10 protein-coding genes are annotated in these 12234 nt (G+C 70.8%); 4 read left to right on the forward strand and 6 right to left on the reverse strand.

The features are described from left to right. Positions 1-12 precede the first annotated feature (12 nt). The 3 genes from OG975_RS24970 to OG975_RS24980 all read left to right on the forward strand — a co-directional run bounded on the left by OG975_RS24970 (position 13) and on the right by OG975_RS24980 (position 4251). Positions 13-864 carry a carbohydrate ABC transporter permease gene (locus OG975_RS24970; protein ID WP_406336445.1) on the forward strand — a complete coding sequence of 284 codons (852 nt, stop codon included), beginning with the start codon at positions 13-15 and terminating at the stop codon, positions 862-864. Then, complete coding sequence (locus OG975_RS24975; RefSeq protein WP_406331583.1) at positions 861-1802, forward strand: carbohydrate ABC transporter permease; 942 nt, start codon at positions 861-863, stop codon at positions 1800-1802. Before OG975_RS24970 ends, OG975_RS24975 begins: the two co-directional genes overlap by 4 nt. A gap of 91 nt (positions 1803-1893) precedes the next feature. After that, complete coding sequence (locus OG975_RS24980) at positions 1894-4251, forward strand: glycoside hydrolase family 3 N-terminal domain-containing protein (protein ID WP_406331584.1); 2358 nt, start codon at positions 1894-1896, stop codon at positions 4249-4251. A gap of 91 nt (positions 4252-4342) precedes the next feature. Here OG975_RS24980 and OG975_RS24985 read toward each other — a convergent pair whose 3' ends face one another. From OG975_RS24985 to OG975_RS25010, 6 genes are all read right to left on the reverse strand, one after another. Further along, the gene (locus OG975_RS24985; RefSeq protein WP_406331585.1) at positions 4343-6373 is read right to left on the reverse strand and encodes an RICIN domain-containing protein; all 2031 of its coding nucleotides are present in this window, start codon (positions 6371-6373) and stop codon (positions 4343-4345) included. 368 nt (positions 6374-6741) lie between these two features. Beyond that, positions 6742-7782: a LacI family DNA-binding transcriptional regulator gene (locus OG975_RS24990; RefSeq protein WP_406331586.1), complete on the reverse strand. Its 1041-nt coding sequence runs from the start codon at positions 7780-7782 to the stop codon at positions 6742-6744. A gap of 155 nt (positions 7783-7937) precedes the next feature. Then, positions 7938-8063, reverse strand: coding sequence for a hypothetical protein (locus OG975_RS24995; RefSeq protein ID WP_406331587.1), 126 nt, complete (start codon positions 8061-8063; stop codon positions 7938-7940). A gap of 24 nt (positions 8064-8087) precedes the next feature. After that, on the reverse strand, positions 8088-8942 hold the full coding sequence (locus OG975_RS25000) for a hypothetical protein (protein WP_406331588.1): 855 nt from the start codon (positions 8940-8942) through the stop codon (positions 8088-8090). A gap of 480 nt (positions 8943-9422) precedes the next feature. Then, positions 9423-10646: a beta-ketoacyl-[acyl-carrier-protein] synthase family protein gene (locus OG975_RS25005; protein ID WP_406331589.1), complete on the reverse strand. Its 1224-nt coding sequence runs from the start codon at positions 10644-10646 to the stop codon at positions 9423-9425. Continuing rightward, positions 10636-10923 carry an acyl carrier protein gene (locus OG975_RS25010; RefSeq protein ID WP_406331590.1) on the reverse strand — a complete coding sequence of 96 codons (288 nt, stop codon included), beginning with the start codon at positions 10921-10923 and terminating at the stop codon, positions 10636-10638. Before OG975_RS25010 ends, OG975_RS25005 begins: the two co-directional genes overlap by 11 nt. Before the next feature lie 303 nt (positions 10924-11226). On the opposite strand from OG975_RS25010, the gene OG975_RS25015 reads away from it, so the two are divergent. Continuing rightward, positions 11227-12234 (forward strand): terpene synthase family protein, encoded by a 1008-nt coding sequence (locus tag OG975_RS25015; protein ID WP_406331591.1) that lies wholly within the window; start codon positions 11227-11229, stop codon positions 12232-12234.

Below are 12234 nucleotides of genomic sequence, written 5' to 3' on the forward strand. Positions count from 1 at the left end.
AGCGGTCTCCTCATGGCCGCCCCCGCACTGCTTCTCTTCGGCCTGTTCGGCCTGGTTCCCCTCGTCGGGGTGGTGGCGCTCAGCCTCGCCCGCTGGGACGGCCTCGGCTCCATCGGCTGGGCCGGCCTCGCCAACTGGGGCGATGTCCTGACCGACAGCGCCACCTGGCAGGCGCTGGGGCTCACGGTCAAGGTGATGGTGGTGAGCTGGCTGGTGCAGACGCCGATCGCCCTCGCCCTCGGTGTCTTCCAGGCACCGAGGGGCAGGGTGCGGGCACTGTTCGCCGTCCTCTTCTTCCTCCCGTTGCTGCTGTCCGCCGTGGCGGTCGGCCTGACCTGGCAGGCGCTGCTCGATCCGTCCTTCGGCATCGGTGCCACGCCCGGCCTGCACTGGCTGGCGAAGCCGCTGCTCGGTTCGCCGGACCTGGCCCTGTACACGGTGATCTTCGTGATCGCCTGGCAGTTCGTGCCGTTCCACGCCCTGCTCTACCAGGCGGGCATACGCCAGATCCCGACGGCCCTGTACGAGGCCGCCGCCCTCGACGGCGCGGGGCCCATGGCCCGCTTCCTGCACATCACCATCCCGCAGCTGAAGTACACGATGGTCACCTCCAGCACGCTCATGCTCGTCGGCTCGCTGACCTACTTCGACCTGGTCTTCGTCCTGTCCGGCGGCACCGGCGGCCCCGGCACCGCCACCCGCGTCCTCCCCCTCGCCATGTACATCACCGGATTCCAGGCCCATGACATGGGCCGGGCCAGCGCCGTCGCCACCCTCCTGGTGGTCTTCGGCCTCGGCCTGTCGCTGCTGACCACCCGCCTGTCCGGCTTCACCCGGATGGACAGCCGACAGGAGGGCATGTGAGCACCACCGTGACCAAGGTCCACGACACCGACCCCCGTACGGGCACCGGCCGCAACCGCGCCGCCGGACGACCGGCAGCGCCGTCGCGCCCCGGTCCCGCCCGCCGCCGCACGGCCATTGGCTGGGCACGGCGCGCGCTCACCGGCGGCGCCACGCTCCTCTGGGCGGCGATCGTCGTCGTACCCGTGTACTGGCTGGTGGTGACCAGTCTGCGCAGCCGCGCCGACTTCACCGCCGACAGCCCGCTGGCCCTGCCCGGCCACCCGACGCTCGACAGCTACCGTGCGGTCCTGGACGGCGGCTTCACGACCTACCTGCTCAACAGCGTCGTCGTGACCGCGGGGACGGTCGTCGTCACCGTCACCGTCGCCCTCATGGCCGCCTTCGCGATCGTCCGGGGCGCAGGAAGCCGCCTGTCCCGCGTGTCCTTCCGGCTGTATCTGCTGGGCCTGGCGATCCCTCTCCAAGCGGTGATCATCCCGGTCTACCTGCTGATCATCAGGATGCAGCTGTACGACAGCCTGCTCGCGATCGTCCTGCCCTCGGCGGCGTTCGCGCTGCCGATCACCGTGATGATCCTGGTGAGCTTCCTGCGCGACGTGCCCCGCTCCCTGTTCGAGGCGATGATCGTCGACGGTGCCGGCGACTGGCGCATGCTCTTCTCGCTCGCGGCACCCCTGGCCCGCCCGGCACTCATGACCGTCGCCGTCTACGACGGCCTCCAGGTCTGGAACGGTTTCCTCTTCCCGCTCATCCTCACCCAGAGCGGCGACAAGGCCGTGCTGCCGCTGGCGCTGACCCTCTACCGGGGCCAGTTCGGCATCGACGTACCGGCCACGATGGCCGCGGTGGTGCTCTCCACCCTTCCGATGCTCGCGCTGTTCATCCTCGCCAGGCGCCAGCTCGTCGCCGGTCTCACCGCCGGTTTCTCCAAGTAGCCCATACCGCCGGGTAGTTCACCCCGCACGACGGCCGGGCAGCGCGCCCGGCCCCGTCGGCGTGCCCGCGCACTTCCCCCAGGAGTCGTGAATGACGACCACCACCATCCCGGACCACGGCGGCACCCCCCAGCGGGAGGGCGACCGGCCCTGGGCCGACCCCACCCTCCCGACCCCCGACCGGGTCGAGGCGCTGCTCGCCCGGCTCACCCTCCCGGAGAAGGTCGCGCAGCTCAGCAGCACCTGGGAGGACATCGAGGCCGACGGCCCGGAAGTGGCCCCGGGCAGCAACCACTTCGGCCGGGTCGGCGATCTCGACGAGACCGCCCGGCACGGCCTCGGCCAGCTCACCCGCCCCTACGGCACATTGCCCCGGCCCGCGCTCGAACACGCCCGTCTCCTCGCCGAACACCAGCGGCAGGTCATGGAGCAGAGCAGATTCGGCATCCCGGCCATGGCGCACGACGAGTGCCTGACCGGTTTCACCGCCTACGGCGCGACGATCTACCCCACCTCGCTCGGCATGGCGGCCACCTTCGACCCGGAGCTGATCCGGCGGGTCGGCGAGGCCATCGGCGCCGACATGGCCGAGGCGGGCGTCCACCAGGGTCTCGCCCCGGTCGTCGACGTGATCCGCGACTACCGCTGGGGCCGCTGCGAGGAGACCTACGGCGAGGACCCGTACCTGGTGGGAGAGATGGGGGAGGCGTACGTCACCGGTCTGCAGAGCGCCGGGGTGTACGCCACCCTCAAGCACTTCGCCGGCTACTCCGCCTCCATGGGTGGCCGCAACCACGCCCCGGTGCACGCGGGCCGACGCGAGCTCTTCGACGTCATCCTGCCGCCCTTCGAACGGCTCGTCGCCGCGGGCGTCGGCTCGGTCATGAACTCGTACGCCGAGATCGACGGCGAGGCACCCGCCGCCAGCCGGTGGCTGCTGACCGACGTCCTGCGCGACGCCTGGGGTTTCGAGGGCACCGTCGTCTCCGACTACTGGTCCCTGCCCTTCCTGGTCAGCGCCCACCGGGTGGCCGCCGACCTCTCTGACGCCGGGGCGCTCGCCCTGCGCGCCGGCATGGACGTCGAACTGCCCGACCAGCGAGGCTTCGGCGACGCACTGGTGGATGCCGTACGGCGCGGGACGGTGGACGAGGGCCTGGTCGACCGCGCCGTACGCCGGGTGCTGCGGCAGAAGGCCGAGCTGGGGCTCCTGGACGCCGACTGGGACCCGCGCCCGGTCGCCCTGCGCGCGGGCGAGTTGGACCTGGACAAGCCGGAGAGCCGCCGACTCGCCCACGCCGTCGCCCAGTCGAGCGCCGTCCTGCTGTCCAACGACGGGACCCTGCCCCTCCCGGCCGGCGGCCGGATCGCGCTGATCGGCCCGTGCGCCGACGACGTACGCACCATGTTCGGCTGCTACAGCTTCCCCAACCACGTCCTCGCCGAGCGCGACGACCTCGGCAACGGGGTCGAGGCGGTCTCCCTGCGTACCGCGCTGGCCGAGGAACTTCCGTCTGTGGAGTGGGAGTTCGTCCAGGGCTGCCCGATCCGGGACATGGACGGCTCCGGCATTCCGGCCGCCGTGACGGCCGCGACCGCCGCAGACGTCACCGTCCTCGTCGTCGGCGACAAGGCGGGGATGTTCGGCATCGGCACCTCGGGGGAGGGCTGCGATGTCGAGGACCTGCGGCTGCCGGGTGTCCAGGAGGAGCTGGTCGAGGCGGTGTTGGCGACCGGGAAGCCCGTGGTGCTGATCGTCAGCAGCGGCCGGCCCTACGCCGTGGGCCGGTTCGCGTCCGCCGCCGCGGCCATGGTGCAGGTGTTCCTGCCGGGCGAGGAGGGCGGCCGGGCGGTGGCCCAACTTCTCGCCGGAAAGGCGAACTTCAGCGGCAAGCTGCCTGTGCAGATCCCCGCTTCGCCGGGCGGCCAGCCCTACACCTACCTGCATCCGCCGCTCGCCGACCGGCAGAGCTTCCTGTCCAACCTCGACCCCACCCCCGCGTTCCCCTTCGGCCACGGCCTGTCCTACACCTCCTTCGAGGTCGACCTGCTCGCCGTCGACCGTGAACAGGTGCCGACGGACGGGGAGTTCACGGTCCGCGCGCGGGTGCGGAACACGGGGACGGTCGCGGGCGCCGAGACCGTCCAGCTGTACGCCGTCGACCCGGTCGCCCAGGTCACGCGCCCCGTGCGCGCCCTGCTCGGCTTCGCCAAGGTGGCTCTCGCCCCCGGCGAGCGGGCCACGGTCGGCTTCCACGTCCACACCGACCGCCTGGCCTTCACCGGCCTGGCCGGCCGCCGCATCGTCGAGCCCGGCGAGATCGTGCTCCACGCGGGCTCCTCCAGCCTGGACACTCCGGTGCGGGAGGTCGTGCGGCTCGTCGGCGAGGAGCGGGACGCGACGGTCCTCCGGCAGCACGCCGTGCCGGTGACCGTCGAACGGGAGTGAGCCGCGGGGACGCGTGAGCGAGGGCGGCGCCACCGGTCGATCGGATCCGGTGGCGCCGCCCCCTTTTGAAGCCTTTCCTGAACCGGTGCGACTAACTTCGTGTCCACTGCTGGGTGGCGTTGCCCAGCCCGGTCCACAGCTCGACCTTCGAGCCGTTGGCCGTGCCCCAGCCGGTCACGTCGATGACCAGACCGTTGGAACGGTTGACGATGGTGCCGTCCACGCGGAACGACCACTTCTGGCTGGACTTTCCGTTGCAGGCCCAGAGGATGAGCGTGGTGCCCGCGGTGGTGCCGTCACCGTTCGCGGCCAGGCACTTGCCGGAGACGCGCAGTTCGCCGGCCGTGGTCTGGGTGATGGTCTGGTTGGCGTTGCCCGAGCAGTCGTAGATCTGGACCTGGACGCCCGTCGAACCGTTCGGGACGTCGAGGCAGCGGCCGGAGTACGTGCCCTTCAGGGTGAAGGTCGAGGCCGTGGGGAGCGGGTCCTGGACGAGCTGCCAGTCCTGTGAGCCGTCGGTGGTGGCCGCCGCCACGGTGACGGAGCCGCCCGCCGTCGAACCGGTCATGTACAGGCTGGTGTTGAGGACCGAGCGGAGCTTGTAGTACCCGCTGGTCGACGACGAGACCTGAGTCCACTGTTTGTCGGTGGCTCCGTCGTCGACCCACTGGGCCAGCTTCTGCCCGGCCGTCGCGGTGCCGGTCCAGATGGCGACCGAGCGGCCCCCGGCCTTGTTGAGCAGCGTCACGTTGCTGCCCTTGGCGGTCAGGTGCCAACGCTGGGTGTCGGCCGTGGAGTCGGCGGCACTCAGGACGAGGTCCGGGGTGTTCCCGGTGAGGTTCGCGTCCTGGGTCTTCCCGGACGCGGTGCTGAGCACCTGCCCGGTCAGCCGGTTGACGAGGCTGTAGTACGCGCCGTCGGAGCGGCCCAGGTCGACCTCGGCGTACTTCACGGGGCCGACGCTGGTGCCGCTCCAGGACGCCTGGAGGATCAGGACGCGTCCTGTGCCGTCGACGTACTGGAGATTCCGGCTGTATCCGGCGGCGATCGGCGTCTTGTACTCCTTCCAGGTGCCGGTGCTCAGCCCGGACTCGTTGACCCAGACGTCGCCGCTCCCGGCGGCGTTGTAGACGATCCGCCCGTCCGGCATCGGGAGGAGGACCGGGCTGCCGCCGGTGGACAGCGCGCTCCCGCCCGAGGGCACGGGCAGCGAGGTGATCGCGGTGTCCGTGGCCGAGAAGAACTTCGTCGGGTCGTCGGAGATCCGGTAGCGGACGTTCGTCCCGCCGCCCCAGTACTCGTACGTCAGGAGCCACTTGCCGTCGGTCGTCGGGGCGATGGTCGTCATGCCCGGGCGGCCGCCGCCGATCTCCGTCTTTCCGCTGCCCATGCTCACCGTGGAGCCCGGGACGTCGACGACAGGGCTGCTCCAGGACGTGCTGCCGCTGCCGTTCCAGGTGCGGTGGAGGAGGACCTGGCCGCCGGAGTCCGTCGCCGTGTCGTTGTCCGGGTCGAGGGTCGGAGCGCCGGTGCTGGTGTCGTAGCCGGTGTAGTCGTCCTCGTCGGAGTAGTAGGCGATGAGCGTGCCGTTGTGGGCGAGCAGGTGCGGCTCCCAGACGGGGTCGACCTGGGCGTGGGTGTTGGCCGTGGAGACGCGTCCGACGCTGCCCGCGCTGCCGCCCTGCCAGCCGCCGGCGGCGATGATGTTCTCGAAGCTCCAAGTCGCGCCGTCGTCCGTACTGGCGTACAGGGCGAGTGCCACGTCCTTGCGGTCGCCGTCACTGGTCGGCGTCCAGCTGGAGCTGGCGGCCTTCTGCTCCTCGTAGTAGTAGTCGTCGCCGGAGACGATGCTCGCGAGCAGCAGCGTGCCGGCGCTCAGGTTTCCGACGTCCTGCGGGAGGACGTAGAGATACGGGTTGGTCCAGTTGCTCGTGTACTTCGCGTACGCGCTGTCGCTGGACAGGTATGCCGGGGCTTTGACGTCGGCCAGCTTCGCCCACGTCGTGCCGCTGTCGTCGCTCTTGTAGACGGGCAGCGTCTGGCCCACCGGAGCGGTCTGGTCGTTCTCGAACGTGGCCACGAGCCGGCCGTCCGGCAACTGGGCCGACTTCGGGTAGAGCACGCACGGGCTCTTGTTGCACGCGGCGGTGTTGTCCGCCGTATACAAATTCGCGGGACTCGGCTGATACGCCGACGCATTCGTCGCGGAGGCGACGGCGATTGCCACGCCTATGCCGAAGGCCGTCGCCGAAGCGAAAACCTTTCGCGCCCAGGATCTTTTCAACGGCGTTCCTTTCACCGGGGGAACAGCGCACCCCGGTCCATGGGGCTCCATGCGGTGCACGGGTTTCCATGCATGGCAGGGGTTTCCATGGGGTTCCACGGTTTTCCGTGGGGAGGGAGAAAGGGGTGCGGGGCAGGACGCCAGTATTCGCAGGCGACATCGCGCTGTCACCGGCACGTTGCGAAAGGGTTTCGCGGAATTGCGGGTTACGGAGTATTGACGCGGCTGCGCGGGGACGTCGAGGTCCGCAAAACGAGTTCCGTGGCCAGTTCGATGCGCGGCGCCGCGGGCGGGCGGCCCTCGGCGAGATCCATCAGCACCCGGGTGGCCTCGCGCCCCAGCTCCTCGAACGGCTGGCGCACCGCGCTCAACGGCGGGCAGGCCATGGCCGCCACGAGCGTGTCGTCGAAGGACATGACCGACAGGTCGTCCGGTACGGAGAGCCCCTGCTGCCGGGCGGCCTCCAGCACGCCGAGCGCCTGCGCGTCGCTGGCGGCGAAGACGGCCGTGGGCGGGTCGCCGGCCCGCAGGATCTGCAGGCTCGCGGCGAGCGCCTCGGTGTAGTCGAAGTCGGTCGAGCGGACGATCGCCGGGTCGTAGGCGACCCCGGCCTCCTCCAGCGCGGCCCGGTAACCGTGCACGCGCGCCGCCCCTGCCAGGGAGTGCGAGCGGCCCGCGACCATGCCGATCCGGGTGTGCCCCAGCGCCAGCAGATGCTGGACGGCGTCCCGGGCCCCGCTCCAGTTCGTCACCCCGATGCTGGGAATGTCCTCCGACGGCGCGCTCAGGGGGTCGATCAGCACCACCGGCAGCCGCTGCTCGACGATCCGCCGCTGGTCCTCCTCGGCCAGCATGGAGATCACGATCACGATCCCCGCCGCGCCGAGTGACACGCACTCCTCCAGCCACCCGGAGATCGACCGTCGGCTCGTCGTCCCGGTGACCACGTCGATGCCGAACTCACCGGCCGCGTCCACGATGCCCCGGGCGACCTCCAGGGTGTACGGGCCGGACAGGTCACGGAAGACGACGACGATCTGCCGTGGCGTCGCAGGACCCCGCTCCCATGGGCGGACGTATCCGTACCGCACCAGCAGTTCCTCGACCCGGCCCCGGGTCGCCGTACCGACGTCCCGGCGCCGGTGCACCACCTTGGACACGGTGCTGAGCGAGACCCCCGCCTCGGCGGCGATGTTCGTGAGCAGGCCGTGCTGCGCTTCCTGCCGGTCCTTGCCTCGACCTGTCACCCGATGTCCGTTCCGTACCCCGAGCCTCGACGCGCCGGACGCACCGCGCACCTGGCCAGAACTCCGCCGCAACGTAACGGGCCCGGGGACGGGGAGGCAAGACCGTTGCGCACTGTTCTGTGGCGCGGATGGATCAGGCGGAACCGCCTCTGGCGTCATGTCCGTGCGGGTACGACGGTCCCTCCGCCGACAGCCTGGCGGGCGCGGCGGTGCAGCACCTGGAGAAGCAGTACGACGGCGACGTCGTCGGATTCTTCCTGGTCGGCTCCTGCGGCACACACTCGTACCCTCCCGTGGGTCCGGTGTCACGGCCCGCCGTACACGCCCCGTTCGTCTGCCGGGCGGCCGGTCTCGACCAGGCTGGGGCCCAGCCTCTGGTGCAGGGTGGTCAGGGCGGGAGCGTCGTTCAGTCGGGATTCGGTCACGGTCCCGTCGTCCTCCACCGTGAGGGTCGCGTAGTACCCCATGGAGAGGGCGTTGGTGACCTCTTCGTAGAGGAACTCGACCGAGTCGTCGGGGTGTTCGGTCAGGATCTGGTGGACGAGCGGGGCGAGGTTGTGGCCGGCCGGTTCGTAGCCCGCGAACATGACCACGAGCCGGTCCGGAGCCGTGCGCCAGACACGAAGCTGCAGATCGAGGTGCACTTCGGTGCTCGGCGTCCACGGCTCCTCCACCCGGATCAGCTCCGGAAAGGAAGGTCCCGCATCCGAGGGGTGCGGCGCGGCCTGGGCGCCGGGCGTACCAAGAGCGCACTCCAGTCCGAACGAGTTCTCGAACAAGGCGATGGTGATGTCGAGGTCCGAGACGAAGGCGGCGACCCGCCGCTGTGCCTCTGCGATCCGCTCCGCCCGCGTGGCCTCCAGTTCGGCCGACCGGGCCTCCATCCGGGCCGACCGGCCTTCCAGCCGCCGTCTGCCCCATGAGGTGCGGCTGCGCCGCGTCCGCTCTCCCAGACCCGCGATCCGCCCGGGCAGTTCGGCCTGTTCGTACGCGTCGGTCAGGACTCCGTAGACGGCGGTGAGGGGTCCCTCCTGTGCCTTGGCCAGCAGTCGGCGCAGCGGCGCCAGCGCCAGGGTGAGGTCGTCGTCGGCCGTGGCGTGGCCCGAAGCCCGCGCGTCCACGGCGAGGCGCACGTGCTCCTCGAAAACCGTGATGTACACGTTCCCGCCGGTGTCCTCGAACGTGAGCTTCGTCCCCAGCAGGTCTCCCGCCCCCCCGGAAGTCCGGCGGGTCGCAGGCCACGGCCTGAGCAGCCTCTCCCCAGGTCCGCCTGCCGGCAGCCAGGATCCTCCCGAACCGTGCGACGTTTCCGCTGTGGTCCACCTCGGCCGGGTCGTACCCCTGCAACTGAGCCTGGGCTATGGCGGTTTTGAGCGCCGTGGCGACGGACATGTGCGCCCTCTCCTTTCCGGGGCCATGCCCCCGTACTCCGGACTGTCGCTGGTCGAAGCCTGGTCTCGAAGCCCTGTACAGGGTGCCCGCAGCCGCGCCGCCCCGAAGCCGCGTCACGCCGACCTGACCTCACCGTCCACGACCGGCGTCTCCCGTCTTCCCGGACCGGGCCTCGGCGCTGCCTGGCGCACGCTGCGAGGACCCCGCCGTCCCTTCGCCCATGGGGTTTCCCCCGCACCCGGTTCTCGTCAGTCGCTTGTGAACAACAGGACGGCGTTCTGGCCGCCGAAGCCGAACGAGCAGCTGAGGCCCGCTTTGTCGGCTACTGGCCGCGGTCGGCCGGCGACGATGTCCAGCTTGTGATCGCCGTCCTGGCCCTCGAAGTTCGCCACGGGCGGCACTGTCCGACGGCGCAGGGCGAGGACCGTGTACGCCGCCTGGATCGCCCCCGCCGCTCCGAGAGCATGGCCGATCACGCCCTTGGCGGCTGTCACGGGTGGCGGGTCCGTTCCGAAGACCCGGGTGAGAGCCGCGGCCTCGGCCGCGTCGTTGTGCGGCGTGGAGGTGCCGTGCGCGTTGACGAGGCCCACGTCTCCCGGATCGCACGCCGCGTCCTCCAGTGCGACGCGGATGGCCCGGACCGCTCCGTGCCCGTGCGGGTGCGGGGCGACCGGATGGTGTGCGTCCGCGCCGGCGCCGTAGCCGCGCAGCACGGCCTGGACCGGTGCCCTGCGGGCGCGGGCGTGGGAGAGGCGTTCCAGTACGAGGACGGCGGCGCCCTCTCCGAGCACGAAGCCGTCCCGTGCCGCGTCGAACGGCCGACTGGCCAGCTGCGGGTGTTCGCGCCGCCGGGACAGCGCCCGCATCCGGGTGAAGCAGGTGGCCGTCATACGGGAGCGCGCGGACTCGCTTCCTCCGGCCAGCACGATGTCGCACGTGCCGGACCGCAGCAGGTCCCGCGCGACACCGATCGCGGTCGCGCCCGAGGCACAGGCGCTGGATGTGGTGAAGTTCGGCCCCTGGGCGCCCAGGTCGATCGCGACCTCGCCCGCTGCCATGCTCGGCACACTGCGCGGCAGCGCGAGCGGCGAGACCCGCTCGGGCCGGTCCGCGCCGAGATGGCAGAACTCGGTGACGTACGTGGCAAGGCTGTTGGACCCGACGCCCAGCACGACCCCGACCCGTTCCGCCGGCCAGGTGCCGGTGTCCAGCGCGGCGTCGGCGACGGCCCGTCGGGCGGCGGCCAGGGCGAACTGGATGTACCGGTCCACGCGCCGGGCGAGCGACCGGCCGAGTTCGGCCGCGGCGTCGAATCCGGTCACCTGGCAGGAGAAGTCGACGGGCAGCCCGGCGAGTTCGGGATCAGGGGCGGCCAGTGAGCGGCCCCGGCACAGCGCCGCCCAGTTCGCGTCCGCCGTATGCCCCGCCGGAGTCACCAGGCCCAGCCCGGTGACCGCGATCTCAGGCCGCATGCTCGAACGCCCGCGCCGCCTCGCCTAGCGTGGAGGCCGGGAACAGGTCCAACTCGCCCTCGGCCAGGACGATCCCGAACTCCTGCTCCGCCGCCACGACCAGTTCCATCAACGACATCGAGTCCATCCCGAGGCTTTCGAACGTCGTCGTGGCGGTCAACTGCTCGGGCGCCACATCGACTTCGAGGTGACCGGTGAGCAGAGCGACGAGCCGCTCGGGCAGTGCCCGCTCCGTATCCGAATTCGTATCCGTATCGGTTTGCGCTGCCTGTGTCATGCCGTGATCTCCCGTTCTGTCGCACCACGCGATCTTCGCGATAGCAATGACTGTGATATCGCACGCCCGGTTGCGGGGCCGCTCGCGACGTCCCGCCCCCACGCCACGCCGGAAGTCCCGCCGGGCCGCGAACTGCCGATTCGGTCAGGAAACTTCGGTGTATTCGGACACAAGATCAGCGTGGGGCGCGCGGCCGCCCTCCGCGCACGCTCGTCCATTGGGGTGGACCCTCCGGGATGGAATTGCAGTCCGCAATCCTGCTAACGCACCATCCTGGGGAGTCGACCGAAGGAGCAGTTGAGCGTGACGCGAACCGGAGCGGTCTTCACCGTCCCGTGGCCCTTGCGGGTCAACCCCCATCTGGATCAGGCGCGCGACAGCGCGCTCGACTGGATGCGGAGATCCGGCCTGCTGGACGGCGAGCAGGCCGCGCAGGACTTCGTCGACTGGCGACTGGCCGAAGTGGCCGCCTTCTTCTATCCCCACGCCAGTGCCGAGGACTGCTGTACGGCGGCACAGATGATGGGCTGGTACTTCCTTCCGTTCGACGACCAGTTGGACGGCGAGGCCGGCCGTGATCCCCGCAGGGTGGCGGCCGTCTGCAACGCCCTGATCGGCATCCTGCACGGCGCGACCGGACCGCAGCCGCACGCTGCGCCGACGGTGCGGGCCTTCGCCGATCTGTGGAGCCGGATGGTGCGGGGGATGTCCCTGCCGCTGCGCACGCGCGTGGCGTTCAACTGGACGTCGTACTTCTCCTCCCAGGTCACGGAGGCGATGGACCGTACGACGGGATTCGCCCACCGCGACCTGGCGGACTACTTCTCGCTGCGGGCGGCCACGACGTGCGCCTTCGGTCAGAACGACCTGGGCGAGAAATGGGGCGGCACCGAGGTGCCGCCGGAGCTGTGGCACCACCCGGTGCTGCGGCGCATGCGTCAACTGGGCGCCGACGTAGTCGCGTTGAGGAACGACTCGATGTCGCTCAGGCACGAGGACGTCACCGGCGGGCACAACGCGATCCACCTCATCCAGCGCAGCCGCGGCTGCACCCGGCAGGAGGCGCTGGCCGAGGCGTCCCGCCACGCTCAGCAAAAGGTCGACGAACTGGCGGAGTTGGAGGAGAGAGCACTGTCACGACTGCTGCGGTCCGTCGACGAGAGCCGGCGCGTGGCGCTGCGGGGTTACGCGGACATCATTCATAACTGGATCTGCGGTGACTACGAGTGGGAGCGCATCACCACACGGCACGACGAGCACCGCGTCATGCCCGACTGGGCGTCCGGTCTGCTCGTGAGCGCGGGGAGTTGA

Source organism: Streptomyces sp. NBC_00203, assembly GCF_045206325.1.
GTDB classification, from domain to species: Bacteria; Actinomycetota; Actinomycetes; order Streptomycetales; family Streptomycetaceae; genus Streptomyces; species Streptomyces lutosisoli.

Bases quoted from the DNA above. Each gene is read 5' to 3' on its own strand.
- OG975_RS24970 (WP_406336445.1), top strand. From the start codon at position 13: ATGGCCGCCCCCGCACTGCTTCTCTTCGGCCTGTTCGGCCTGGTTCCC.
- OG975_RS24980 (WP_406331584.1), top strand. From the start codon at position 1,894: ATGACGACCACCACCATCCCGGACCACGGCGGCACCCCCCAGCGGGAG.
- OG975_RS25005 (WP_406331589.1), bottom strand. From the start codon at position 10,646: ATGCGGCCTGAGATCGCGGTCACCGGGCTGGGCCTGGTGACTCCGGCG.
- OG975_RS25010 (WP_406331590.1), bottom strand. From the start codon at position 10,923: ATGACACAGGCAGCGCAAACCGATACGGATACGAATTCGGATACGGAG.